This window comes from Nocardioides sp. NPDC051685, assembly GCF_044453405.1.
GTDB lineage: Bacteria > Actinomycetota > Actinomycetes > Propionibacteriales > Nocardioidaceae > Nocardioides.
The window spans coordinates 171,173-195,535 of sequence record NZ_JBITCR010000010.1 but is presented as its reverse complement, the minus strand read 5'-3'; the positions used below and the strand labels follow the sequence as shown (position 1 = coordinate 195,535).

Annotated in this window: 22 protein-coding genes; 9 read left to right on the top strand and 13 right to left on the bottom strand. The window is 69.5% G+C overall.

Features of this window, described 5'->3' with window-relative positions:
* Both ACIA03_RS24415 and ACIA03_RS24410 read right to left on the bottom strand, forming a co-directional pair.
* Positions 1-1,212, bottom strand: a 1,212-nt coding sequence (locus ACIA03_RS24415; RefSeq protein ID WP_396987365.1) for a DUF222 domain-containing protein, incomplete at its 3' end; no start/stop codon positions are given.
* A gap of 464 nt (positions 1,213-1,676) precedes the next feature.
* Complete coding sequence (locus ACIA03_RS24410; protein WP_396987363.1) at positions 1,677-2,327, bottom strand: TetR/AcrR family transcriptional regulator; 651 nt, start codon at positions 2,325-2,327, stop codon at positions 1,677-1,679.
* A 96-nt stretch (positions 2,328-2,423) separates the two neighbouring features.
* Here ACIA03_RS24410 and ACIA03_RS24405 point away from each other — a divergent pair, with 96 nt between their 5' ends.
* Positions 2,424-3,623 carry an FAD-dependent monooxygenase gene (locus tag ACIA03_RS24405; protein ID WP_396987361.1) on the top strand — a complete coding sequence of 400 codons (1,200 nt, stop codon included), beginning with the start codon at positions 2,424-2,426 and terminating at the stop codon, positions 3,621-3,623.
* Positions 3,624-3,625: 2 nt separating this feature from the next.
* Here the strand turns inward: ACIA03_RS24405 and ACIA03_RS24400 are convergent, their stop codons facing one another.
* On the bottom strand, positions 3,626-3,880 hold the full coding sequence (locus ACIA03_RS24400; protein WP_396987359.1) for a hypothetical protein: 255 nt from the start codon (positions 3,878-3,880) through the stop codon (positions 3,626-3,628).
* Complete coding sequence (locus tag ACIA03_RS24395; RefSeq protein ID WP_396987358.1) at positions 3,877-5,187, bottom strand: PspC domain-containing protein; 1,311 nt, start codon at positions 5,185-5,187, stop codon at positions 3,877-3,879. The genes ACIA03_RS24400 and ACIA03_RS24395 overlap by 4 nt, the downstream gene beginning before the upstream one ends.
* Positions 5,188-5,312: 125 nt before the next feature.
* On the opposite strand from ACIA03_RS24395, the gene ACIA03_RS24390 reads away from it, so the two are divergent.
* Together ACIA03_RS24390 and ACIA03_RS24385 are read left to right on the top strand one after the other, a co-directional pair.
* Complete coding sequence (locus tag ACIA03_RS24390; protein ID WP_396987356.1) at positions 5,313-6,602, top strand: PspC domain-containing protein; 1,290 nt, start codon at positions 5,313-5,315, stop codon at positions 6,600-6,602.
* Positions 6,595-7,242 (top strand): response regulator transcription factor, encoded by a 648-nt coding sequence (locus tag ACIA03_RS24385; protein ID WP_091052906.1) that lies wholly within the window; start codon positions 6,595-6,597, stop codon positions 7,240-7,242. Before ACIA03_RS24390 ends, ACIA03_RS24385 begins: the two co-directional genes overlap by 8 nt.
* Before the next feature lies 1 nt (position 7,243).
* On the opposite strand, the gene ACIA03_RS24380 is transcribed toward ACIA03_RS24385, so the two are convergent.
* Entirely contained in the window at positions 7,244-9,514 is a 2,271-nt protein-coding gene (locus ACIA03_RS24380) for a SulP family inorganic anion transporter (protein ID WP_396987354.1), read from the bottom strand.
* Positions 9,515-9,684: 170 nt separating this feature from the next.
* On the opposite strand from ACIA03_RS24380, the gene ACIA03_RS24375 reads away from it, so the two are divergent.
* Complete coding sequence (locus ACIA03_RS24375; protein WP_141791876.1) at positions 9,685-10,047, top strand: hypothetical protein; 363 nt, start codon at positions 9,685-9,687, stop codon at positions 10,045-10,047.
* Positions 10,048-10,107: 60 nt separating this feature from the next.
* Complete coding sequence (pcrA, locus tag ACIA03_RS24370; RefSeq protein ID WP_396987351.1) at positions 10,108-12,594, top strand: DNA helicase PcrA; 2,487 nt, start codon at positions 10,108-10,110, stop codon at positions 12,592-12,594.
* A 160-nt stretch (positions 12,595-12,754) separates the two neighbouring features.
* Here the strand turns inward: pcrA and ACIA03_RS24365 are convergent, their stop codons facing one another.
* Positions 12,755-14,779 carry a peptidoglycan DD-metalloendopeptidase family protein gene (locus tag ACIA03_RS24365; protein ID WP_396987349.1) on the bottom strand — a complete coding sequence of 675 codons (2,025 nt, stop codon included), beginning with the start codon at positions 14,777-14,779 and terminating at the stop codon, positions 12,755-12,757.
* A gap of 470 nt (positions 14,780-15,249) precedes the next feature.
* On the opposite strand from ACIA03_RS24365, the gene sucC reads away from it, so the two are divergent.
* Together sucC and sucD are read left to right on the top strand one after the other, a co-directional pair.
* A complete protein-coding gene (gene sucC, locus ACIA03_RS24360) occupies positions 15,250-16,413 on the top strand; it encodes an ADP-forming succinate--CoA ligase subunit beta (RefSeq protein WP_396987347.1) in 1,164 nt (387 codons plus the stop codon).
* A gap of 17 nt (positions 16,414-16,430) precedes the next feature.
* Positions 16,431-17,327, top strand: a complete 897-nt coding sequence (gene sucD, locus ACIA03_RS24355) for a succinate--CoA ligase subunit alpha (protein ID WP_396987345.1) — start codon at positions 16,431-16,433, stop codon at positions 17,325-17,327.
* 54 nt (positions 17,328-17,381) lie between these two features.
* Here the strand turns inward: sucD and ACIA03_RS24350 are convergent, their stop codons facing one another.
* From ACIA03_RS24350 to ACIA03_RS24340, 3 genes are all read right to left on the bottom strand, one after another.
* Positions 17,382-18,899, bottom strand: coding sequence for a hypothetical protein (locus tag ACIA03_RS24350; RefSeq protein ID WP_396987343.1), 1,518 nt, complete (start codon positions 18,897-18,899; stop codon positions 17,382-17,384).
* Positions 18,892-19,401, bottom strand: a complete 510-nt coding sequence (locus ACIA03_RS24345; protein WP_396987341.1) for a SigE family RNA polymerase sigma factor — start codon at positions 19,399-19,401, stop codon at positions 18,892-18,894. The genes ACIA03_RS24350 and ACIA03_RS24345 overlap by 8 nt, the downstream gene beginning before the upstream one ends.
* A gap of 83 nt (positions 19,402-19,484) precedes the next feature.
* On the bottom strand, positions 19,485-19,610 hold the full coding sequence (locus tag ACIA03_RS24340) for a hypothetical protein (RefSeq protein ID WP_396987339.1): 126 nt from the start codon (positions 19,608-19,610) through the stop codon (positions 19,485-19,487).
* A gap of 223 nt (positions 19,611-19,833) precedes the next feature.
* On the opposite strand from ACIA03_RS24340, the gene ACIA03_RS24335 reads away from it, so the two are divergent.
* Positions 19,834-20,523 (top strand): LysM peptidoglycan-binding domain-containing protein, encoded by a 690-nt coding sequence (locus tag ACIA03_RS24335; protein WP_396987337.1) that lies wholly within the window; start codon positions 19,834-19,836, stop codon positions 20,521-20,523.
* Positions 20,524-20,542: 19 nt separating this feature from the next.
* Here ACIA03_RS24335 and ACIA03_RS24330 read toward each other — a convergent pair whose 3' ends face one another.
* Positions 20,543-21,379, bottom strand: coding sequence for a helix-turn-helix domain-containing protein (locus ACIA03_RS24330; protein ID WP_396987335.1), 837 nt, complete (start codon positions 21,377-21,379; stop codon positions 20,543-20,545).
* 102 nt (positions 21,380-21,481) lie between these two features.
* On the opposite strand from ACIA03_RS24330, the gene ACIA03_RS24325 reads away from it, so the two are divergent.
* Complete coding sequence (locus ACIA03_RS24325) at positions 21,482-22,078, top strand: NADPH-dependent FMN reductase (protein ID WP_396987333.1); 597 nt, start codon at positions 21,482-21,484, stop codon at positions 22,076-22,078.
* Positions 22,079-22,093: 15 nt separating this feature from the next.
* Here the strand turns inward: ACIA03_RS24325 and ACIA03_RS24320 are convergent, their stop codons facing one another.
* The 3 genes from ACIA03_RS24320 to ACIA03_RS24310 are packed head-to-tail and all read right to left on the bottom strand — an operon-like array spanning position 22,094 to position 24,363.
* On the bottom strand, positions 22,094-22,558 hold the full coding sequence (locus tag ACIA03_RS24320; protein WP_396987331.1) for a hypothetical protein: 465 nt from the start codon (positions 22,556-22,558) through the stop codon (positions 22,094-22,096).
* Positions 22,555-22,830 carry a hypothetical protein gene (locus ACIA03_RS24315; protein WP_396987329.1) on the bottom strand — a complete coding sequence of 92 codons (276 nt, stop codon included), beginning with the start codon at positions 22,828-22,830 and terminating at the stop codon, positions 22,555-22,557. Before ACIA03_RS24315 ends, ACIA03_RS24320 begins: the two co-directional genes overlap by 4 nt.
* 42 nt (positions 22,831-22,872) lie before the next feature.
* Positions 22,873-24,363 (bottom strand): hypothetical protein, encoded by a 1,491-nt coding sequence (locus tag ACIA03_RS24310; RefSeq protein WP_396987327.1) that lies wholly within the window; start codon positions 24,361-24,363, stop codon positions 22,873-22,875.

Here is a 24,363-nt window from a genome sequence, read left to right as displayed (position 1 = left end):
GACGACTCCACCAGACCGGCCTGGCCACCGGCTGAGCCGGGCCGGGCTTCGCCCGGCCGGCACCGACAGGGACAACTCAAATCGCGACAGCCACCACGCTGCTGGGGCGTCGCAGTCTTCGGCCTGACAACACTTGTCTCTCAGCCGGAGTGCTCGGTGTTGGATCGGATGCGCCAGCCGGGCGGTGCGGCCGAGGTCGAGGATCTCGGAATCGGTGCCGAGCACGACGGGGATCAGGTCGGCGTTGCAGGCCACCCGGCGGGCCTCGGCGGCGGTGATCTTCTCTCCGTCGAAACCCAGGGCTGCGGTGCCGAGGTCCTTGCGGAGGTCCTCCACACTCATGGTGATGAACACCGTGGTCCCGTGACCACCATGCCGGGGCAACTGGTCGACGTCGTAGGTCTCGATCACCCGGGCGAACGCCTGGCCCAGCAGCCGGTCATAGGGTGCTTTGACGCCCTTGTCCTCGGCCGACCATTTCCTGGGTTGGGCCAGGGAGTCCAAGAGCGTCCGCAACCGGACCCCGACCGCGCGGGAGACCCGGGCGTGGATGTCGATGGTGCCGTCGCCGTTGTCGCGGGAGGAGAAGAAGGTGCTCCGCTGCGCCCGTTCTTCCTCACGCTGGAGCGCCTTGGCCTCAGCCTGCTCGAATCGTTCGGGGTCGATCTCGGCCAGGATCCGTTTGCCGATGATCTTGATCTCGTTCGCGGTCAACCGGGTCGCGTACTCGACCAGCAGCTTCTCGGCCAGCAGTTTCTCGGCCAGGACCAGGTCTTCGCCGCTGGTGGCGGGGTCGGCCTCGATCGCGTCGAGGGCCTGGGTGATCACCCGGGCCTTGTCCTGCGACACCACCCCCTCCGCCAGACCGGCGGCGATCAGGTCGTACTTCGCGACCCCGGCGGCGAGCTTGATCTGGGACCGGGCGACCGCCTTGTCGACCAGCAGCTCGGTCCGCAGCCACCCGGAGGCGTCCTTGGCCCCGGTCTCTTCGGCGATATCACCAGCAGCAGCGAGCACCCGCAGCTTCAACGCGGTCTGTTGGGCTTGGAGCTTCTCCAACCGTTCGAGCAGGTCCTTCTTCTGCCCGATGCGCCAATAAGACGGGTCGGTGGCGAGGAGGTCGTGGAGGGCGGACTCGATGGCGACCAGGGCGGCGTCGATCGCATCGCCGGGGTTGGTGCCCCAGTGGTCGATGTCGCGCCCGAGACTCATCGCCATCCTCCCCTTCAGAGGTGTGCTGTGATGGCCCTGATTCTACGCGCCAACCACCTCTCTGACTATCTATTTTCCCTAGTCAAGTGCCTTTTTCGCGGTCAGCGAACGGCCTCGTCCTTGTGGATGGTAAGTGGCCCGAAGGGCCACCTCTTCCACCCCACGAACACCACCTGTCTCAGGCAAGACTTTCCCGCGGCCAGACCCGGGCCGCCGCCCCGATAGCCAGCCAAGTTTTTCTCGATCTGGTCCGGAGTCCAGGACCGCGAAGCGGCCTGCGAAGCCGGCGGCCGAAGGCCGTCCTTGACGCCGGTCCAGATCGAGAGACCCTCGAGAACGGGTCGGCGGCCCACACCAACCGCGAAGCAACAGCCCCGTAAAGAGGGTGGTCTCCACAAGCTCGACCACCAGCCCACGCCAACCAAGAAGAAACACCCAGCGGGGAAGGACAGCGCCGGAACCCCCTACGTGAGCGCCCGATCGAACTGCTCGTCGGTGATCGCCGGAGCCGCGAAGGGCGTAGGTGCGTCCCGCCGAGTACGCAGCCCGTCGAGCATGAGCGTGACGTAGCGCTGCCACAGCTCAGGAGCGACGTCCCTGGTGTGGTGGGTGATCGCGCCGAGCATGAGCTGGATGAGCGGGAAGTCGACGGACTCGAGATCGTCCCGGAGCTCGCCGGCCTGCTGGGCACGGCTGATGAGCGCGGTCGTGGCGGGCTTGAATCCGTTCCGTACATCCACGAAGGCGTCCGCGGTGCCGCGGTGGCGCTCGAGGACCAGCTCGCGGAGCCCGCGGTTCTCGGCGAAGTCCCGGGTCGCGGCGAGGAAGAACTCCTCGAAACCGCCCCAGGGGTCGGGGTTGGTCAGTGCCTTCTCGGCATGGTCCGCGAGGCGGCGTACGGCTCCCGTGAGCACAGCCTCGATGAGCTCGTCGCGGTTGGCGAAGCGGCGGTAGACGGTGCCGACGCCGACGCCGGCATGGCGGGCGACGTCGTCGAGGGTGACGTCGATGCCCCGGGTCGCGAAGAGCTCCTGGGCGGCGGCGATGAGCCGCTGGCGGTTGCGCTCGGCGTCGGCGCGCAGTGGCCGCGTGGCTTGGGGCGGTGGCGTACTCATGCCGGCATCGTAACAAAACGGAGGACAGATCTCCGGTTAATGCTACGATCGAACTAACCGGAGAAACAACCTCCGTTTAAAGAGGAGATGGATGACATGACCACACCACGCGTCCTGATCGTCGGGATGGGCATCGCCGGACTGGCCACGGCAATGCGTATGCGCGAGATCGGCTGGGAGCCGGTGATCGTGGAGCGTGCCCCGGACCGTAGAGCCGCGGGCTACTTCGTCGGGCTGTTCGAGACCGGGCGCGCGACCGCGCAGCGGATGGGCGTGCTCGACGCGATCGGGAACCGTACGGACCAGGACGGGATGACCTACAACATCGACCGGTCAGGGACGAGGCGTCGCCCGGGGATGGGCTATGGCGACCTGCCCGGCGAGCCACGCCTCATCCTGCGCGGCGACATCGAAGCCGCTCTCTACGACCAGGTCGTGGAGACGACCGAGATCCGCTACGGCACCAGCCCCGTCACCATCGACGAGCACGCCGACGGAGTCCACGTGACGCTGCACTCCGAGGCCGGGGAGAGCACCGAGCGCTTCGATCTGGTCGTGGGGACCGACGGGCTCCGCTCGACCGTACGCCGCCTCGTCTTCGGTCCGGACGAGGAGATGATGCGGCCCCTGAACCACATCATCGGCGTCGCTCTCCTCAAGGAGCAGGTGCCGGGCTTCAACCCGTCCGACGGTCTCATCCTCGCCGAGGAGGGCCGTTCGGTGTGGGTGTTCGGCTTCGCCGACCACACCCCGACCGTGATGTTCTCCTACCGGACCGACGACGAAGACGCCGAGTTCCACGGCAAGCCCGTCGACAGGATCCGCGCCGCCTTCGGGGAGGATCCCGGCCCGATCCTGGAGCACCTCTTCAGCCAGTTCGAGGCAGCCGAGGACAGCCTGTTCGACTCGGTCCACCAGGTGGTGATGCCGTCCTGGCACACCGACCGCGTGGTCCTGGTCGGCGACGCGGCCTGGTGCCTGACGCTCTACTCCGGGATGGGCGCCTCGACCGCCATCTCCGGAGCGGACCTGCTCGGCACGACGCTCGCCCGCAACCCCGGCAACACTGCCCGGGCGCTGCGGGAGTGGGAGCAGCGCCTGCGCCCCTTCATCGAGGTGCAACAGCGCTCGGGGCGTACGGACGGGTTGGCGATGTTCGTGCCTCAGACCCGCCGGGACCTGATGATGCGCAACGCGATGTCGCTGATCACGTCGCACAAGGTCACCAAGAGCGCCTTCCGGTCGAGGATCGCCGTCAAGTTCAGGGAGAAGTCGATCGACATCGCGGCGCCATGAGGTCAGCTCTTCCGGAGGAGCGCGGCGAGCAGGCCGATGGAGCCGCCGACGATCCAGGGGAGCGGAAGGAGCCAGCGGAGGTCCTCGACGGTGTCGATGTGCACCGTGCCGGTCACGATCAGCGCCCAGACGACGACGAAGACGAGGAAGACCAGGCCCATGACCAGGTGGCCGATGTTGACCGGATGACGACCGGTGCGCCGGGGCGGCTGAGCCTGGTCCTCGAAGCGGGGCGGCGAGGCGTAGTCGTGGGTCATGGGGTCCTCCGCTCCGGCGTCTCGATGAAGCGTACGGCTCTCGGGTCGCTCTCCTCGTAGACGTTGATCGCGCCGAGGTCCGCCGTGGTGGTGAGGTGGAGGTCGGCATCGTCGGCGAGGCCGGGCTCGCTGCCTTCCTCCCCGGCGACATGGCTCCGGGTCAGGGCGAACCCGCCGATGTCGCTGCGGGTCTCGTCGAAGATCTGCGCCTCGCCCAGGGCGCCCATCGTGGCCTCGACCGAGACGGTGGCGTCGTCGGGGACGATCACGGTGATCTCGCCGAACGAGCTGGTGATCTCGAGGTCGCGGCCGTCGAGCGTCTTCGGGTCGATGGCGCTCAGGTCCACGACGATCGCACCCGCGTCGACCACGTAGGAGGTCTCCAGGGCAGCGACGCTTCGCGGGTGGATCTCGACGCTGCTGCCGGTCTCGATGTTCGACAGGTCGATCATCGTCAGCGGCAGCGCGGCCAGGGCCAGCAGCCCGAGGAAGATCAGCCCGCCGGCCCGGCCCCAGAAGGCGCCGAGCACCAGGAAGCCACCGAAGACGGCCAGCAGCGCCGCCGGGTAGGCACTGGTCGGGACCGGCATCCAGTCGGCGACGTCGACGAGCCCGAGGACACCCACGACCAGAGCGGCGACCGCGATGGCCCGGCCGAACAGCAGCGGCGGTCGCCGGCGGCCGGTCCGGGTCAGGGGCGCGTTGGGATCGTAGGAACCGGGCGGCCAGGGCGCGGGTAGAAGACGCGTCTGAGCTGCGGAAACGTCCATCCGAGCGGTTGCGGGAGACGTGCTCGGCGATGCCGCCGGGGGCGGGGGAGGTCCCCCGCGCTTGCGGCTCCACTTGCCGCGGTTGGCGTACCAGAGCGCGACGACCGCGAGCACGGCGAGCCAGAACCAGGGAACGCTGGTGTCGCCGAACGCGTCGCCGAGCAGGGAGATCGCCGCGATGCCGCCGGCGATCCAGAGCAGCAGGTTGCGGGCGGGCGGCCCGACCGGGATCATCCCGTCCTCGGCGCCCTCCTCGGGCACCAGCAGCCAGGCGGCGACGTACACGATTCCGCCGGAGCCGCCGAAGAACACCGCCACCACCAGGATCACCCGCACCAGCAGCGGGTCGACGTCGAAGTGGCGTGCGATCCCACCCGCGACGCCGGCGATGTGCCGCCCCTCCGGGGAGGCATGGGTCGTACGCCGCAGGCCACTGAGGTTGCGCAGCTGCTCGCCGCTGGGGCGGGTGCGCGCCTCGGAGGCAGGCGGTGGCGGCTCCGGGGTGGGCGGCAGCGGCGCCTCGGGCGGGATCGTCACAACCCCTACTCTGTCTCCTCCGCACCCCGCAGACCATCAGGGACGGCCCTGAGTTCTCGACGCGCCAGGATCAGGGTGAATCCTCATGGCACGCGCCCACGGTTGGTGTGACGATGGTTGTCATCATGACGACAACCCATGCGACGACGGAGCTGCCGGCACCGCCCCCGGCGGTACGCCGCGCCTACCGCGACACCGACGCCTCGGTGATCGGCGGCGTGGCGGCCGGCCTGGCCGAGCACCTCGGCCTGCCGGTGCTGGCCGTGCGTGCGTTCTTCGTCGTCACCGCGGTGTTCAGCGGCTTCGGCGTGCTGCTCTACGCCGCGCTGTGGATCTTCATTCCGGCCGCTCCTCACCTGGAGCAGTCCACCCCGGGCGGCGAGAGCGCGACCCGCGGCGGCCGCCGGCCCTCCTCCCGTCCCGGAGGCGTCGACAAAGGCCCGGCGATCGCGCTGCTCGCGCTCGGGTTCGGCGCGGTCGTGCTCTTCGACACGGTGCTCGGTGCCGGTGCGCTGATCTGGCCGGCGATGCTCGGCGTCGCCGGCGTCGCTCTGCTGTGGCGCCAGGCCGACGCCGCCCAGCGCGAGCGCTGGATCGACGGCACCAGCCGCCTCGACCTGGTCCAGATGGTCTTCGGCAAGGGTGGCTGGCGGGCCTATCTCCGGGTCGGGGTCGGCGTCGGGCTGATGCTCTTCGCGGTGATCCTCGCGGGCGGCCAGCTCGACCTCGGCAACGCCACCGGACTGATCATCGCCGGCCTGATCGTGCTCGCCGCTGGTTTCCTCGTCGCCGGTCCGTGGATGCGCCAGCTCGCCAGCGACCTGGGCAGCGAGCGCGAGGAGCGGATCCGCACCCAGGAGCGTGCCGACATGGCCGCGCACCTGCACGACTCCGTCCTCCAGACCCTCGCCCTGATCCAGCGCAACTCCGGCGATCCGGCGATGGTGCAGAAGCTCGCCCGCGCCCAGGAGCGCGACCTGCGGGAGTGGCTCTTCTCGACCCCGGCGCAGGCCGACGAGACCTTCGCGGCCGCGCTGAAGGCCGCCTCCGCCGAGGTCGAGGACGCCCACGGCGTGACCGTCGACGTAGTGGTCGTCGGCGACGGCCCCTTCGACGAGACCGTACGCCCCATCGTCGCCGCCACCCGCGAGGCCGTCACCAACGCCGCCAAGCACGCCGGCACCGGACGGGTCGACGTCTACGCGGAGGCGACCGACGAGGCCTTCGAGGTCTTCGTCCGCGACCGTGGTGCAGGCTTCGTCGTGGACGAGGTCTCCGCGGACCGACACGGCGTACGCGACAGCATCATCGACCGGATGTCACGCCACGGCGGCAGCGCTGTGGTGAGATCGTCTCCGGGAGAGGGCACCGAGGTGCGGCTGAAGCAGCCGCGGATGGAGAGCAACCATGAGTGAGGTCAAGGTCGTCATCGTCGACGACCACGCGATGTTCCGCACCGGCGTACGTGCCGAGCTGAGCCGGTCGCCGGTGATCCGGATCGTCGGGGAGGCCGAGGACGTCGACACCGCGGTCAAGGCGATCGCCGAGGGCAAGCCCGACGTGGTGCTGCTCGACGTACACCTGCCCGGTGGCGGCGGTGTCGAGGTGATGCGCAAGGCACCGGCCGTCGACGGCTCGCCGCGCTACCTGGCGCTGTCGGTCTCCGACGCGGCCGAGGACGTGATCGGCACCATCCGCGGCGGTGCCCGGGGCTACGTCACCAAGACCATCACCGGCGCCGAGCTGGTCGCCGCGATCCAGCGGGTCTCCGGAGGAGACGCGGTCTTCTCGCCGCGCCTGGCCGGCTTCGTGCTCGACGCCTTCGCCGGCACCATCGCCATCGCCGACATCGACGAGGATCTCGACCGACTGACCGAACGAGAGCGCGAGGTGATGCGCCTCATCGCCCGTGGCTACTCCTACAAGGAGGTCGCCGGCGAGCTGTTCATCTCGATCAAGACGGTCGAGACCCACATGTCCAACGTGCTGCGCAAGCTGCAGCTGTCGAGCCGTCACGAGCTCACTCGCTGGGCCAACGACCGCCGCCTGCTCTAGCTCACGCAGGCTCCGGCGGCCTGGCCTCCATCAGGTGGGCGAGCTCGTCGGTCTCCGCGTCGGTCAGGGTCGTGAACCCGTCGGCACGCAGGATCTGCATCGTGCCGTCGGAGATGTCCAGGAACAGGCCCACGAGACGTACGTCGCGGCCTGCCAGGATCTCCCCGAGCCGGTCGATCATCACCGCGACGTTGACCTGGGAGACCTGGTCGACCTCGCTCCGGCCGGCGGCGGCAGCGGCGAGGCCGACCGGATGCCCGGCCTGCCACTCATGGATCGCCGGGGCTGCGTGGCGCAGCCAGTCACCGACCGGCCCCGCGGCGACCGTACCGGCGCGGGTGGTCTCCAGCGCCGACGTGATCGCCCCGCAGCGCGAGTGGCCGCAGACGACGACGGTGTTGATGCCGAGATCGTCCACGCCGAACAGCATCGGTGCGGCGACCGAGCTGTCCGTGCTGCCCGGCTCGGGCACGAGGTTGCCCATGGTGCGGACCGTGAGCAGGTCGCCCGGGCCGCTGGACGTGATCAGATTGGGCACGACGCGGGAGTCGACGCAGGTCAGGAAGACCGCGTGCGGCTCCTGGCCATCGGCGAGCCCTTCGTAGACCGGCCGCAGCGGGGCGGCGTGCCGGCGGTGGTACTCCCGGACCCCCAGGGCCAGCGGGTGGTGCTGGTCGCTGCGGTCGGCGCGTACTTCCTGCCAGGCGCCCCACGGCAGCAGTCCCCGCGGGCTGATCGGAGGTGCCTTCAGCGCACGCTCCTGGCGGGGCGCCTCGACGCCGTGCGGACCGGAGTGCTCCACGAGCACCGTCCCGCCGCCGGCTTCGTAGCGAGCACGCCAGTGGTCGAGCTGGTCGCGCCCGGCCGGGTCGAGGTAGTCGACGAGGAGGTCGAGCTCGACGAGCTGACCCTCCGGGATCGCGTCCAGCCGGCTGACCAGGGTCGGCGTCGCCAGGAACGACAGACTGCCGTGCACCTCGACCAGCCACTTCTCGCGGCCGTCGGCGGCCTGGCCTGCCTGGTGTACGTCGATCCGCACGCGGACGAGGCGCCACAGCACCAGGACCAGAGCCGCGACCAGGCCGATCAGGACACCCTCGATCAGGTTGAGCGCGAGCACGCCCGCGATGGTGAGGGCGTAGATCCAGAGCTCGCCGCGGGCGTGCGCCTGGGAGATGTCGGCGGGCCGGACCAGGCCGGTGCCCATCATGATCAGCAGCCCGGCCAGGGCGGCGAGGGGGATCTGCTCCACCAGCCCGACGAGGACGAGGGAGAAGACGAGCACCCAGACGCCGTGCAGGATCGCGGAGACCCGGGTGCGGGCGCCGGCGGCGACGTTGGTCGAGCTGCGCACGATGACACCGGTGACGGGGAGGCCGCCGAGCGCACCGGAGGCGGTGTTGGCCAGCCCCTGACCGATGAGCTCGCGGTTGAGGTTGCTGCGCTGTCCGCCGTGCAGCTTGTCCACGGCGACCGCCGAGAGCAGGCTCTCGACGCTCGCGATCAGGGCGACGGTGAGCACCGCGCCGGCCACCGCGAGCGGGGTGCCCTCCGGCAGCGCGACCGAGCCGATCTCGTCGAGCAGGTCACCACCGAGATGGACGCGCTCGGCGCCGGGCAGCCACGCCGCGGCGAGCAGGGTGAGCGCGACGATGGCCACGAGCTGGCCGGGCACCGCGCGGATCCGCTGCGGGAGCCGCGGCCAGGCGAGCAGGATGCCGATCACCCCGAGCCCGGCCAGGACGGCGTGGATGTTGGGCCCCTGCGCGTTGGAGACGATGTGCTTGAGATTCTCGAATGCGCTGGGCTGGGAGCGGCCGCCGAGGGCGACGTTGAGCTGGCCGAGGACGATCGAGATCCCGATCGCGGCGAGCATCGCGCTGACGACGGTCGGGGAGATCGCCAGCGCGTAGCGCCCGAGCCGGGTGGCGCCGAGCACGACCTGGAGGAGCCCGGCCATCACCGTGATCGCACAGGTCGCCTCCCACCCGAACTCGGCCACCGTCTCGGCGACGACGACGGTGAGGCCGGCGGCCGGGCCGCTGACCTGCAGTGGGGAGCCGCCGAAGAGGCCGGCGACGATGCCGCCTGCGGCAGCGGCGATCAGGCCTGCGGCGACAGGCGCACCGGAGGCGACGGCGATGCCGAGCGAGAGCGGCACGGCGACGAGGAAGACGACCAGCGAGGCAGGTACGTCGAAGCGGATGGACTGGCGAACCTGGTCGAGCGGTCGGGATCTGCCTGCAGGCAGGGTCGGATTGGGTGATGACACGTCAGAATCCTCCTTGCGGAGCCGAGAGCGATGGTGGCGGTCACGGTGAGAGTAGGCAGACGCATCGGAATTCCCCAAGGCGAATGTGATCAAAATCGTGTGATCGTTCGAAAACGTGTCGAAGCGATACCGCTTGGTGGGCGCCGAGGCGGGGGCTCTAGTCTTTGCCCATGGAGATCGTGCGGCACATCCTGCTCGTCATTCACCTGCTCGGCTTCGCCGCGCTCTTCGGCGGTCTGCTGGTGCAGATCAAGGCGCCTGACAAGGTGTCCAACGGCCTCATGCGCGACGGCTCCGGCACCGCGTTCCTCGCGGGTCTGCTGCTCGTCGGCGTCCTCGAGATGGGCGACGATCCGGTCAACCACGCCAAGGTCGGTGTGAAGCTCGTGATCGGCCTGGTCATCCTCGGCCTGGTGATGTCGCAGCTGCGCAAGCCCAAGATCTCCGACGGCCTCTACTGGACGATCTTCGGCCTGACGATCATCAACGTCTGCGTCGCGGTCTTCTGGTCCTCCGCGCACGTCGCTTCCTGACGCCCTCACGGGCCCGCCGACCCGCGACTTGTCGGTGCCAGCCCCTAGGCTGGAGCCAGCATGAGTACGCCTGATCAGACCCCTGTTGCCACCATCCCGGGCCTCGAGGCCTTCGCCTCGGCGCAACCGGCCGACGAGCCGCGCACGAAACGGCGTGGCCCGAGCGCCGAGGAGCTCCTCGACGGGCTCAACGAGCCCCAGAAGGCGGCCGTCCAGCACCAGGGGGCGCCCCTCCTGGTCGTCGCGGGCGCGGGATCGGGCAAGACCCGGGTGCTGACCCGGCGGATCGCGTGGCTGATCTCCCAGCGCGGCGCCCACCCGGGCAGCATCCTGGCGATCACCTTCACCAACAAGGCCGCGGCCGAGATGAAGGAGCGCGTCGAGGCCCTGGTCGGCAAGCGCGCCCGGATCATGTGGGTCTCCACGTTCCACAGCGCCTGCGTGCGGATCCTCCGCAAGGAGATCGACAAGGTGGGGCTGAAGTCCAACTTCTCGATCTACGACGCCCAGGACCAGAAGCGGCTGATGCAGCTGGTGCTCAGCGACCTCGACCTGGACCCGCGCCACTACCAGCCCGGCCAGGTGCTCAACTGGGTCAGCGACCAGAAGAACGAGCTGCGCGACGTCGAGGCCGCCGAGAAGGACGCCCGCAACCACCTCGAGCAGACCTACGTCGCGGCCTACAAGGAGTATCAGAAGCGCCTGCGGCAGGCGAACGCCCTCGACTTCGACGACCTGATCATGTCGACCGTCGAGCTCTTCAGGGCCTACCCCGAGGTGCGCGAGGTCTACCGGCGCCGGTTCCGCCACGTGCTGGTCGACGAATACCAGGACACCAACCACGCCCAGTACGCCCTGGTCCACGAGCTCTGTGCCGACCGGATGGACGACACCGCGCTGACCGACTCCTACGGCGAGGACGCCCCGGGGGCCGCGCGCCCGGAGGGCGCAAATCGGGCACAGCCGGCCGAGCTGATGGTGGTCGGTGACGCCGACCAGTCGATCTACGCCTTCCGCGGCGCCAACATCCGCAACATCCTCGACTTCGAGCAGGACTTCCCCAACGCGACCACGATCCTGCTGGAGCAGAACTACCGCTCCACGCAGACGATCCTCACCGCCGCCAACGCGGTCATCAAGCACAACAAGGGCCGCAAGGAGAAGGCCCTGTGGAGCGACGCCGGCAACGGCGACCGCATCGTCGGCTACGTCGCCGACGACGAGCGTGACGAGGCCCGCTTCGTCTCCGACGAGATCGACAAGCTCGTCGACGGTGGGCTCAAGGCGGCCGACGTCGCCGTCTTCTACCGCACCAACGCCCAGTCGCGTGTCTTCGAGGAGGTGTTCATCCGCACCGGCCAGCCCTACAAGGTCGTCGGCGGGGTGCGCTTCTACGAGCGCAAGGAGGTGCGCGACGCGTTGGCCTACCTGCGCACCCTGGCCAACCCCGACGACCAGGTCTCGCTCCGACGGATCCTCAACACCCCCAAGCGAGGCATTGGCGACCGTGCCGTGGCCTGCGTCAACGCGCTGGCCGAGCGCGACGGCCTGACCTTCTGGGAGGCGCTGCAGAAGGCCGAGGACGCCCCCGGCATGGCCACCCGCAGCCTGACCAACATCAAGGCCTTCGTCGCGATGGTCGAGGAGCTGCTGCAGATGGTCGACGCCGGCGAACGGGCCGACGTCATTCTGGAGACCGTGCTCGACCGGTCGGGCTACCTCGCCTCGCTGGAGGAGTCCGACGACCCGCAGGACGAGACTCGCGTGGAGAACCTCGCCGAGCTCGTCGCCGTCGCCCGAGAGTTCTCCGACGACCCCGTCGCGGCCCCGAGCGCCGACCCGGCCGACGTCGACGCGGGCACGGTCGAGCCCGGACTGGCCGACTTCCTGGAGCGGGTCGCCCTGGTCGCCGACACCGACCAGATCCCCGACGACGAGGACGGCGTGGTCACCCTGATGACGCTCCACACCGCCAAGGGCCTGGAGTTCCCCGCGGTCTTCCTCACCGGCATGGAGGACGGCGTCTTCCCGCACTCCCGCGCCCTCGGCGACGGCGCCGAGCTCGAGGAGGAGCGTCGACTGGCCTACGTCGGCATCACCCGCGCCGAGAAGAAGCTCTTCATCTCGCGAGCCGTCGTCCGGTCCGCGTGGGGCGCGCCCTCGCACAACCCCGGCAGCCGTTTCCTCGACGAGCTCCCGGTCGACCTGGTCGACTGGCGGCGTACGGAGAAGGAGATGTCCTCGTGGGGCCGCCCCAACTTCGCCAACGACAGCTGGGGTGGTGGCCAGCGACTCGGCCAGCCCACGGCCGCCGGTCGCCGCAACTTCTCCTCGGCCGCCCTGCGCGCCGACGCCGCTGCCAAGTCGAAGCCCGCCCGCGAGGTCCCCTCGCTCGATCCGGGTGACCGGGTCACCCACGACTCCTTCGGCCTCGGCACCGTCGTCACCATCGAGGGCTCGGGCGACAAGCAGGTCGCGAGCATCGACTTCGGCGACACCGGGGTCAAGCGGCTGTTGCTGCGTTACGCGCCGGTCGAGAAGCTGTGACTCGGGGCGGCTGAAGGCTCACGGCCGACGCTGTCGCCACGGCGGCTGCTCCACGGGGTACGCCGAGTCGGCGCAACCGCACGCCTCGCTTGCTTCGCTTCGCTCCAAGGCGTGCAGTTGCGCCGACTCAGCTCCGTGCCGACCTGACGCGCTGTGCGCGTCAGGTCGGGTCTACGCCGTGTTCGTTGAGGGCGGCGTCGGGGTCGACGGCGTCACCACCACCGGGGCGGACCTCGACGTGGAGGTGGTTGCCGGTGGAGTTGCCGGTCGAGCCGACGTAGCCGATGACCTCACCGGGGGAGACCGTCTGGCCGACGGAGACGCCGTAGTCGCTCTGGTGGCAGTACCAGATCTCGGTGCCGTCCTCGAGGGTGATGATCGTCCGGTTTCCGTACGCCCCGCCCCAGGCGGTCTCGGTGACCGTGCCGCGGGCGATCGCGTGGATCGGGGTGCCGTAAGGGGCCGCGAAGTCAAGACCCGTGTGGGTGCTGGACCAGTTGGAGCCCGAGGAGCCGAAGGTGCCGGTGATGCGGTAGACGCCCGCCGGGATCGGCAGCTCCCACATGTTGGACTTGAGGAACTTGTCCTGCTTGTCGGCCTGGACGTCGACGCCCTGGAGCGCCTTCTCGCGGGTGCTCGCCGCGGTGTCGGCCTCGGAGCGCTCGTCGTTGCGGGTGACGGTCGCGGAGCGGTCACCGACGACCACCATGTCGCTGTCGCCACCGAGCGCGGTGGCTCCGACGAGGCGTACGTCGTCGGCGGCGACCATCGTCGGACCGCCGGTCAGCGCGATGCCACCGATGGCGGCGGCGAGAGCGGCGGCGCCGGCGGTCAGCGGGACCGTGGGACGGCCACCTGCGGCCGCGGCCGCGGCACGGCGGGTGCGCGGCCGGGTGGGGCCGCCGATGCCGACCATCGTGCCGGTGGTCTCGACCGCCGGGAGCTCGTGCAGCTCGGGCCGGTAGGTCGCGATCTCGCTGATGCTCGGCAGGTCGATGCTGCCGGTCTCGGCGCGGAAGTAGGACTCGGAGTAGTCGTCCTGGTAGTACGCCTCGTCAGCCTGCGGCTCCGCGTAGTAGGGAGCGTCGACGGCGTAGGGCTCGGCCGGGAGGTCGATCGCCATCGAGTCGAAGTCGATCTGCCGCGGCAGGGAGACCGGCGGGGCCGGGAACGAGGTGGTGTCGATCTTGAACGACGTCGGCGGCGCGTCGAACGCCTCCTGGAACCCGCGGGGCTCCTTGACCTCCGGCTCATAGGCCGGAGCCGGCGGGGCCATGGGGGGAGCGGGGATCTGGCGGGCCTGGCGCACGGCGCGGACCTTGCCGGTCAGCGGCGCGAACGTGTTGGCCATCCGCAGCGGCTTCGGGGTGTGCGTCGGCTCGGGTGCCTGGAAGCTCGGCTCGGGCGCAACCGGCGCAGCCGGGGCCACGGGCTCGGGAAGCACCGGCGCGGGAGCAGGCGGAACGACCGGGGCGGCCGGAACACCGCGCGGCGGGGTCTTGGTCGAGACCGCCTTGTGCGACGTGGACTTCGTCGGCGCGGGCTTGGTCGGCTGGGTGAGGAACATCGTGAGCTCGGAGGTCGTCATGCCTCCGACACCGAGGTCCTCTAGCACCTCGGGGGTCACCTTGTCCGGGTCGATGCCCATCGAGGAGAGCAGGTCGGCCAGGACCGGGTCGATCTGGGTCGCCCGGCGCTGGACCGGCACGATCGGCCGGGCCGGAGTCGTCGTCGGGAACGAGGCCGGGAATGCGGGGCCGCCGTCGCCCTCGACGAGAGCGCGCAGCTCACCTGTCGAGATGCGGCCGTCGAGGGCCTCGTCGTTGCGGGGGGACCCGACGACCGGCATCTTGCCGGTCTGCTCGAGGACCACCCGGTTGGGCCGGGCCTTGGCGACCGGCTCTTCAGAAGCTTCAGGGGCGGGGGACGGTGTCGCGGTCCCGACGGCGGGGGACGGCGCGGCGCGCCGCTTCCCGACGTAGGAGGTCGATCCGGTCGCTCGCGGGGCAGGCCTGGAGGCAGGGCTGTCGGTCGCCGGCGCTGCGCGCCGCTTCCCGACGTAGCTGCTGCTCGTGGTTGCTCCGGGGGAAGGGGTGACCGAACGCGGACTGTCACTGGTGACGTCGGCTCGGTGGTTGCCCATCAGTTCATATCTCCGCTGCTCGGGGTTCAGACGGCGAGCCATGACTGTAACGGACCGGAGGGCACGGTCAAGAAATGTGGCACGCCCGTTTCGCTGATTTCACCTTCGCCGATAGCCGAATCAGTGGCTGATCTGCGCATTTTCGCCAGATTCGGAACTCGATTGCGGAGTCTTCGTGTCACTCGAAACGCGTGTCTTCGGTGTATTTGCGCCCCGATGCGGTATCGAAACGAGGCGATCCTCGGGCGATGGGCTGCGTCGTACGGGGTCAGACGCGGTCTGCCGCCCAGGGCCACGCGCTGTTACCCGAGGTTGCCGATCTGTTGGTATATGTCCGGTGTGTCCGGCCTCTCACCCCGCAAGTGGCATGCGTCACGTCGTGGCCCCTGGGCTCGTAACCGGGCCGTAGCGGGGTCTAGGGTGCAGGACGGACACATCTGAAGACGAGGACGTCGACCGCTGATCCATGCGGTACGCCGCCTCGTACCGCAACACACAGACCAGGTGGATCAGTGGATCTCATGGAGTACCAGGCGAAGAAGCTCTTCGCCAAGCACGGCGTCGCCGTGACCGAAGGTGTCGTCGTCGAGACGGCTGAGGAAGCCAGGAAGGCCGCCGAGGAGATCGGCTTCTGCGTCGTCAAGGCGCAGGTCAAGGCCGGTGGCCGCGGCAAGGCCGGCGGCGTGAAGCTGGCCAAGACCGCGGATGAGGCGTTCGAGCACGCCTCGAACATCCTCGGAATGGAGATCAAGGGGCTGAAGGTCAACCGGGTGCTGATCACCCCGGCGACCCCGCCGGTGGAGGAGTACTACTTCTCCTTCCTGCTGGACCGGTCGAACCGGCAGTACCTCTGCATCGCGTCCGTCGAGGGTGGTGTGGAGATCGAGGAGGTCGCCAAGACCAACCCCGACGCCGTGAAGCAGATCGGTATCGACCCCGGCAAGGGCGTCGACGAGGCCAAGGCGCGCGAGATCGCGACCGAGTGCGGCTTCCCGGAGCCCGTCTTCGAGCAGGCCGTGTCGATGATCCAGAGCCTCTACACGGTGTTCACCGAGGAGGACGCGACGCTCGTCGAGGTCAACCCGCTGGCTCGCCTGGAGGGCGACAAGCTGGAGGCCCTGGACGGCAAGGTGTCGCTGGACGACAACGCCTCCGAGATTCGTCACGAGGACCACGAGCAGTTCGTCATCCGTGACGAGGAGGACCCGCTCGAGGCCAAGGCCAAGGACAAGGGCCTCAACTACGTCAAGCTCGACGGCCAGGTCGGCATCATCGGCAACGGCGCGGGTCTGGTCATGTCGACCCTCGACGTCGTCGCCTACGCCGGTGAGGCTCACGGCGGCGTGAAGCCCGCCAACTTCCTCGACATCGGTGGCGGCGCCAACGCGCAGGTCATGGCCGACGGTCTCGACGTCATCCTGAACGACGAGCAGGTCAAGTCCGTGTTCGTGAACGTCTTCGGTGGCATCACCGCGTGTGACGAGGTCGCCAAGGGCATCGTCGGCGCGCTGGACATCCTCGGCAACGAGGCGACCAAGCCGCTCGTCGTGCGTCTGGACGGCAACAACGTGGACCTGGGCCGCCAGATCCTCAGCGAGGCCAACCACCCGCTGGTCACCATCGTCGACACCATGGACGGCGGCGCCGACAAGGCCGCCGAGCTGGCCAACGCCTGAGGTCAGGAGAGAGAAACATGAGCATCTACCTCAACAAGGACAGCAAGGTCATCGTCCAGGGCATCACCGGCGGCATGGGTGCGAAGCACACCGCCCTGATGCTCGACTCGGGCGCCCAGATCGTCGGTGGCGTCAACGCCCGCAAGGCCGGCACCACGGTCACCCACAAGGACCACGAGGGCAAGGACGTCACCCTCCCGGTCTTCGGCACCGTCGAGGAGGCGATGAAGGAGACCGGCGCCAACGTGTCGGTGCTCTTCGTGCCGCCGGCCTTCACCAAGGCCGCCGCGATCGAGGCCATCGACGCCGAGATGCCGCTGATCGTGGTCATCACCGAGGGCGTTCCGGTCCAGGACACCGCCGAGGTGTGGTCCTACCTGCAGGGCAAGGCCACCCGGATGATCGGCCCGAACTGCCCCGGCATCATCACGCCGGGCGAGTCGCTGGCCGGCATCACCCCGCACACCATCACCGGCAAGGGCCCGGTCGGTCTCGTCTCCAAGTCGGGCACGCTGACCTACCAGATGATGTACGAGCTGAAGGACTTCGGCTTCTCCACCGCCATCGGTATCGGCGGTGACCCGATCATCGGCACCACCCACATCGACGCCCTCGAGGCGTTCGAGAAGGACGACGAGACCAAGCTCATCGTCATGATCGGTGAGATCGGTGGCGACGCCGAGGAGCGGGCAGCGGCCTACATCAAGGAGAACATCTCCAAGCCTGTCGTCGGCTACGTCGCCGGCTTCACCGCGCCGGAGGGTAAGACCATGGGTCACGCCGGTGCGATCGTGTCCGGCTCCGCCGGCACCGCGCAGGCGAAGAAGGAGGCCCTCGAGGCCGCCGGGGTCAAGGTCGGCAAGACGCCGTCCGAGACCGCTGCTCTCGCTCGCGAGATCCTGCAGTCCCTCTGAGACCGAGCCGTACGACGGCCCCCACCCGTTCGGGTGGGGGCCGTCGTTCGTTCGTCAGTGCAGGTCCCAGACGGCCGCGCCGACGACGCGTTCGTTGGTCGTCCGCACCCGGTCCAGCCAAGACCGCTCCGAGGCGGGGTCGTCGCAGTCGCTCGAGGGCGGGCACGGTCCGGCGAGCTCGGCATGGCTGACGAACACCACGCGGGAGCCGACTTGGGCAATGGTGGCCACCTCGAAGAGGGCAGCGTCACAGCCCTCGGGGCAGAAGTCGGGAGGCTGCCAGATCACCCGTGACTGGTGGGCGCGCTCCACCGGGGAGACATCGGGTGACGTCGTCACAGTCACGGCCTTCGCTGCCTTCTCGATCGTCACCTCGGACTCCGCGTGCGTAGCCGGGCAGTCCTCCAGCCACCCCAGAGCGGTGTCGTACGCAACGGTGGCCGAGCGCTTGTCGCCGAAGGCGAGCACCGCGGCGTTGATCCGGCCCAGGTCGGCGTCCGCAGACGCCGCGTGGATCCGGAACTCCCGACTCTCCATGTCAGCCGGGTCCAGGCCGGAGAGCCATCCGCCCTGACAGGTCAGCGTCGGAATCGACTGTGATCCCACCTGCTGCCAGGGATTCTTGTCCACCGGCGGCAGCTTGTCCGCGGTCACCAGGTTGGTCTCGTCGATGAGGCCGTCGGACGTGCCCGCGCTGGCACCATCGCCCGAGTCCGTGGCGGGGGTGGAGCTGCACGGGTCGGCGGAGAAGATGCACATCTGGTCGACCAGGTGGACCGACGCCTCGGACACCATCGGGACCTGCTGAGCGACTCCATCCTTGTTCGACTCGCTGCTCTCACGCGTCGCGGCGACCGCGTTGCCCACCCGTACGAACTGGAAGACGTCGGTCCCGATGCTGGCGTCTGTGAAGGCGTTGGTCCAGGTGACCGTCTCATCGGCGCGAGGAGACTCGTCGGGGTAGGACTTGTTCTCGGTTGCGAGCTCAGCGCCCGGAACCGGACCGTCGGTGATGACGTCGTTGGGGCAACTCGCGAGCGCGTTCCGCACGTGAGCCAACGCCTGCTTGGCCTTGGCAGCGGTGTCGAAGAGCAGCAGCTCGCGCCGGTAGTGGTGGTCGAGCGCGGGATCCTCACCGGCCAGGCGATCGATCGACTGCGCCGGCCACGGGGTCTCGCCGCACAGCTCGACGCTGACTCCGTCCTGGCTCCTGGAGATCGTCGGCGACGATCCCTCGGGGTCGTTCACGATCCCGGCGAGAAGCGCGAAGTCCTCGGGGATCTCGGTACGCCACCTGGTCTCGCCGGTCGCATCGGGGTCCTGTGCTCGGCTCGGTGTGGGCATTGACGGTGACGGCCGGGTCGGCACGGGATCGGCGGAGTCGCGGTCCAGTGCGGCGAATGCGAACGGCACGGTGATCGCTATCACGGCGGCTAGCGAGGTGCCGGCCAGGAGTGCACGGCGACGACGTCGCATCCGGATGCCGAGCCGGCGTACCTCGGCAGGTGGCAGCGGACGCACGCCAGGCTCGTCGGGGGTGTAGGACTCCAGGTCCTTGATCGGGTCACGCATGGGTTGCTCCTCCCTGGATGCCGTCGGCGCGAGATTCGAGCAGGGCGGCGAGGGCGACTCGTCCCCGGGACAGCCGGGCCTTGACGGTCCCCGCGGGCACGCCGGTCTCCTCGGCTATCTGCTGCACCGGCAGATCGCAGATGTGGTGCAGCACCAGCGCGCGGCGTTGGGCATCAGGCAGCTCATTGAGCGCTCTGATCAACGCCACCCGGTTCTCGTCGGGTGGCGGAGCCGAGACCGCCGGGGCAACCGCTCTGTCTGCCGGTCGCCGCCCCAGCTTCAACCGGCGCCAACGGCTTACCGCCAGCCGATACGCGGTGGTGCGCACCCAGGCCTCGGGATGGTTGGCCAACTCGAGGTGCCGCCGGTTCGCCCAGGCCCGGATGAAGGCTTCCTGGACGCACTCCTCGGCTTCGTCCCGGTCCCCGATCATCGCGTAGATCTGACCGGTGAGCCGGGCGAAGCCGGCGACGTAGAAGTCGTCGAACTCCTGCTCGTCCATAGCCGCTCCCGTCCTGGATGTTTTTACATTCGCAGGGGATACGCCTTCGACGCTGGGAAGGTTGCCTCCCTCGAGGGGGAATTTCAGATCGCGCGCAGCGCACCCGAGCGACGGCGCCGCATCGTGTCGAGAGACTCGGCGGTGGCCTCGTCGGCCGGCATCACGACCTGGATCTGCTGGTTGTCGGCCGCCGGGGTCAAGGTCGGCAAGACGCCGTCCGAGACCGCTGCTCTCGCTCGCGAGAACGGGCGGTCGTGTCTCTGCGCGACTTGGCCCGAATGCGCGCGCTCGACGTTCTGGACGGATTAGTGTGCGGCTATGGCCAAGAGAATGAGGCGGTTGATCTCGGGTGCGATCGTCATCGGGGCTTCGGCTTCGTTCGCGTCGATGGGCACTGGTTTGGCTCCAGCCGCGGCGGCGCAGACCCCGAGCGTGAGTCTGAGCGTGGCGCAGGCGGAGACGGCCCGGAAGACCCACACCGTCCAGCCGGGGGAGACCCTCTCCGGCATCGCCGAAAAGTACGGCGTCGAGGTCGATGACCTCGCGACCTGGAACCAGATCGCCGACCCCGCCAGGATCCGGGCGGGGGCCAAGCTCGTGGTGAGCCGGCCCGCGAAGCCGGCCGAGAAGACCTACACCGTGGTGGCCGGTGACACCTTCTCTGGCATCGCCAAGAAGTTCGGCGTCGAGGTGGCCGAGCTGATGGCCCACAACGGCTACGAGGATCCCACCAAGCTGCTGGCGGGGAGCGAGATCAAGATTCCGGCGGCGAAGCCGAAGCTGAAGAAGTACCGGGTCGTCGCCGGTGACACGTTCGTCGGTATCGCCAAGAAGTTCGGCGTCACCGCCGAGGAGCTGATGGCGCACAACGGCTACGAGGACCCGACCAAGCTGCTGGCCGGCACGACGATCGAGATCCCGGCCAAGGCCGACAAGCCCAAGCCCAAGCCGAAGCCTCAACCTGGCACCGGGGAGACGGTCTACACGACCGTCGCCGGCGACACCTACGCGAGCGTCGCCAAGAAGTTCCGCATCACCGAGGAGGAGCTGCGGATGTTCAACGGCTCCCGGTTGCCCGACAAGCTGCCGCCCGGATTCAAGCTGTACATCCCGTCGAGCTGACCGGCGGACCGGGCCGCGGTCAGACCGCGCGCAGGGCGCCGGAGCGGCGGCGCCGCATCGCATCGAGGGACTCGGCGGTGGCGTCGTCGGCCGGCATCAGCACCAGGATCTGCTGGTTGTCGGCGGCCGGGAGATCGAGCTCCTCGACCTCGAACCTGAGCTCGCCGGCCTCGGGGTGCCGCCAGCGCCACACCCCGCCGTGGGGCTGCTCGTGGCGGTTCAGCCGGCCGGTGAACTCCGGTCCCGCTTGCTCCGAGATGGCCTCGACGAGCCGGCGTGAGGCGCCGGCGGTCGGTCCGCGGTAGAGATTGGTGACCCTGTCGTCGGCCACCCGGTCCCAGTCGGGGAACGCCTCGCGGGCGCGCGGGTCGAGGAAGACGTACCTGGTCAGGTTGGGCTCCGCCTGGTCCAGCAGGCCGAGCGGCCGGGCGAGCGCGTCGAACCCGGAGGTGTGGGCGAGCAGGTCGCCGAGCCGGTTGGTGAGCACCGCCAGCCCCGGCTCGAACTGCTCCACCACGGCGCGGGCGCCGGGGCGTACGTCGCGCCCGGTGGAGTACGGCCCCATGCACTGCCCGCTCGAGGCCATCGCCAGGGCGCGCAGGTGTTCGTGGGCGGCGGCGTCGAGGCGGAGCGCGTCACCGATGGCCCGCAGGACCTGGGGCGAGGGGTGGCGGTCACGGCCCTGCTCGATCCGGACCAGGTATTCGACGCTGATCCCGGCCAGCGTGGCCAGCTCGGAGCGGCGCAGCCCGGGGGCCCGGCGGCGTACGCCGACCGGAAGACCGACGCTCTCCGGCGTGGTCTGGTCCCGGCGGTCTCTGATGAACGAGCCGAGGGCTCCCGGGTTGGCAGGCATGGCCTCAAGCGTACGGTGCGGCAGAGTGCTCAGGGTGGCCCTGGCGGGGCCAGCCTCGGCTCGGTCTCCCGGCGCCCGCTGATCCACGTGAGTCTGGATGACATGAACGAACCACTACGTATCGCAGTCATCCTCGCCAGCGTCCGGGAAGGCCGCGGCGGCCCGATCTTCGGCTCGTGGATGGCCGAGCAGGCCGAGGCGTACGGCGGTCTCGACGTCGAGCTGATCGACCTGGCCGACCACGAGATCCCGCTGTCCCTGCCCGCCGAGTCGCCGAAGGCCGCCGGCGCCGACTACCCCCGACCCGACGGTCAGAGCGACCTCACCGCGGCCCTCGAGGCCGCCGACGGCTTCGTCATCGTCACGCCCGAGTACAACCACAGCTATCCGGCCTCGTTGAAATCGGCCCTGGACTGGCACTTCACCCAGTGGCAGGCCAAGCCGGTCGCGCTGGTCTCCTACGGCGGAGACAGTGGCGGCCGTCATGCCGCCCTGCACCTGGAGAACGTGCTCACCGAGCTGCACGCCCACCCGATCCAAGCGCGCCTCGCCTTCCCCCGCTACTGGGAGCGCCTCGACGAGGAGGGCAGGCCCAGCGATCCGGACTCGCCCGTCTACGCCAAGGCGATGCTCGAGCAGCTCGCTTGGTGGGCCGAGGCGTTGCGCACCGCGCGTGCGGCGGCGTCGTACCCGGGCTGACGCCGCGGGCGGCGCTCAGGTCAGCGAGATGACCCCGATCCTCGGGAATCCAGAGGCGTCGAGGAGGTGCTCGATGTCATCGGGATCGCTGGTGGCGATGACCGCTCCGGCGCTCGAGCTCAACCCAGCGGTGGCGACGACGGTTGCGTCGATATGGTCGGCAGATCCTCGCCGTGCGCGGGACAGGATGCGCCCAACGATCGGGGCCAGCCTCTCGTCGGTGGCGACAACCTTGATGTGCCGATTGCGGCCGAGGAACGAGTTCACCGCTGCAGCGTGGCTGGTTCGGTACTGCTCGGAGAGAACTGCCGCCGTCGTCGCCACCGGCAACTTCCGCTTAACGGCCTCCTGAAGCGCCGCGACCAGGACCTTGCCGGGATCCGTCCCCGGTTGCTGGAACCGCTCTTCCCTTGTTCCAACATGGCTTCCGCCCGCTGCGACGAGCCGCGAGATCGCCTCTGAGTCGAGGATCAGGCTCACGCCGACATCCGGCCGCTGTTGTCGGCGGAACCGTCGGCGCGGACCGAGTCGAAGACCGCTGCCACCGTCGCGCGGGTCTCGGGATCGGGCTCGCCATACGCCTCCACCAGATCGGCGACGTGCGTAGCAAGCGCCGCCTGGTCTTCACGTCGCTGTTTCTCGGCCCGGAGCACTGCATTCACCGTCGCGGAGAGTGCGGCTGGATCGCCCTCGAACTCAGCGACGAGGTCGGGGTCGAGGGTGATTGTCTTACGCACCTTCGGAGTGCTCATACCACCATCATACTCTTCCGGAAGACCGGTCGTCCGGAAGACTCAGCGCAAGTCGCTGATGCCGGCGGTGACCGCCGCCTTCTCGATCGCGAGGATCCGGTCGGGCCAGGAGTCGGGCTGGTCGGGCTGGTAGCACGGGTCGTTCTTGTCGCCGGTGCTCGGAGGACAGGGGCCGGCGAGCTCGCCGTAGCCGACCAGGACGAGCCGCGTCTCGTACTCGGCGACCAGCTCGGTCTCGAACCAGGTGCTGTCCCCGCCGTCCAGGCCGGGGTACGTCGCCTGCGACCGTGCCGCACGCTTCGGCCCGGCGTCGAGATCGTCGCTGACGTCGATCGGCAGCGAGGTGACGGTCGGGTCGACCCCGAGCTTGTTGGCCGGGCAGACCTCCATCCACTCCATGACCTCGTTGTACGCAGCACCGGCGGCATCCTCGTCGGCGAACTCCAGCACCGCCACGTGGACCTGGCCGACCATCGCGCGGTCGGTGTCCCAGCGGTAGTCGGTCGCCACCTTCGCGGTGGCACCGAGCGAGGAGAGCCACTCCTTCTGGCAGGCCAGCGTGGGCACGTCCGGGGTGGGGGTGTAGCCGTTCCAGCCGAGGGCGCTCTCGAATCGGTCCAGCGCCGGTAGCTCGTCGGCCGCGACCAGGTTGGCGTCGCCGAGGACGTCCTCCGTCGGGGGTCCGGTCGCCGTCGGGTCGGTGGACGGGGCGCGCGGGGGCGTGGCGCCGACCATCCGGTAAGCCGCGTTGACGGCCGAGGTCTGCAGGGTGGTGGGCGAGACGTAGTCCTGCACGCCACGCTTGCGGGTCATCACCAGCACCCGGTCGTCTGCGGCCACGACGGCCGTCGCGGTCTCCCAGACCGCGTTCATGTCCGGGTCGTCGGGCTGGTACGTCACCACGTCGATGCTGCCGCTCGAGATGACGCCGCCCTCGACCGGGAGCGTGCCGGCCAGCTCGGCTCCCTTCACGCCGGGGCACGAGATCGCGGCGTCGGAGAGGTCGACGCTCACCTTCTCGGCCTCGTCGGGCGAGTCGAACTCGGCGACGACGGCGTTCAGCGTGCCTGCCGCGTCAGCCATCTCCTCCCCGGGTTTTGCGACGAAGTCGCGGCGGAACGTCGCCTGCGCACCCGCGTCACCCAGCGACTCGGTCAGGCAGTCGTTGTAGGCGTTGGTGCCCTCTCCGTCGTAGGTCTGCTCCTGGGTCCATGCCGGGTAGGGGTCGTCTGCGACGAGGTCGTCCTCGGTCGGCAGGTTGGCGCGGGTGAGGTCGGAGGCCGACGGGCTGGAGGCGACCGCGCTGTCGCTCGTGGCCGGTGCGGGGTCGATGCCCCGGTCGCCGAGGCCGGTGGAGAGGAAGATCACCGGGCCGGCGACGACGGCGGCCACGGCCGCCACGCCGGCGGTGACGGCGGCGCGGGTCCGTCGCCGGATCTGGTCACCCCGCCGTCGTGCCTCGGCGGCGGAGTTGATCGGTGCTCCGGGAGCGTCGGCGCGGAACTGGTCCAGACGCGAGATCGGGTCACTCAT

Bases quoted from the DNA above. Each gene is read 5' to 3' on its own strand.
- ACIA03_RS24410 (WP_396987363.1), bottom strand. From the start codon at position 2,327: ATGAGTACGCCACCGCCCCAAGCCACGCGGCCACTGCGCGCCGACGCC.
- ACIA03_RS24405 (WP_396987361.1), top strand. From the start codon at position 2,424: ATGACCACACCACGCGTCCTGATCGTCGGGATGGGCATCGCCGGACTG.
- ACIA03_RS24400 (WP_396987359.1), bottom strand. From the start codon at position 3,880: ATGACCCACGACTACGCCTCGCCGCCCCGCTTCGAGGACCAGGCTCAG.
- ACIA03_RS24390 (WP_396987356.1), top strand. From the start codon at position 5,313: ATGACGACAACCCATGCGACGACGGAGCTGCCGGCACCGCCCCCGGCG.
- ACIA03_RS24385 (WP_091052906.1), top strand. From the start codon at position 6,595: ATGAGTGAGGTCAAGGTCGTCATCGTCGACGACCACGCGATGTTCCGC.
- ACIA03_RS24375 (WP_141791876.1), top strand. From the start codon at position 9,685: ATGGAGATCGTGCGGCACATCCTGCTCGTCATTCACCTGCTCGGCTTC.
- pcrA (WP_396987351.1), top strand. From the start codon at position 10,108: ATGAGTACGCCTGATCAGACCCCTGTTGCCACCATCCCGGGCCTCGAG.
- ACIA03_RS24365 (WP_396987349.1), bottom strand. From the start codon at position 14,779: ATGGCTCGCCGTCTGAACCCCGAGCAGCGGAGATATGAACTGATGGGC.
- sucD (WP_396987345.1), top strand. From the start codon at position 16,431: ATGAGCATCTACCTCAACAAGGACAGCAAGGTCATCGTCCAGGGCATC.
- ACIA03_RS24350 (WP_396987343.1), bottom strand. From the start codon at position 18,899: ATGCGTGACCCGATCAAGGACCTGGAGTCCTACACCCCCGACGAGCCT.
- ACIA03_RS24345 (WP_396987341.1), bottom strand. From the start codon at position 19,401: ATGGACGAGCAGGAGTTCGACGACTTCTACGTCGCCGGCTTCGCCCGG.
- ACIA03_RS24330 (WP_396987335.1), bottom strand. From the start codon at position 21,379: ATGCCTGCCAACCCGGGAGCCCTCGGCTCGTTCATCAGAGACCGCCGG.
- ACIA03_RS24325 (WP_396987333.1), top strand. From the start codon at position 21,482: ATGAACGAACCACTACGTATCGCAGTCATCCTCGCCAGCGTCCGGGAA.
- ACIA03_RS24315 (WP_396987329.1), bottom strand. From the start codon at position 22,830: ATGAGCACTCCGAAGGTGCGTAAGACAATCACCCTCGACCCCGACCTC.
- ACIA03_RS24310 (WP_396987327.1), bottom strand. From the start codon at position 24,363: ATGAGTGACCCGATCTCGCGTCTGGACCAGTTCCGCGCCGACGCTCCC.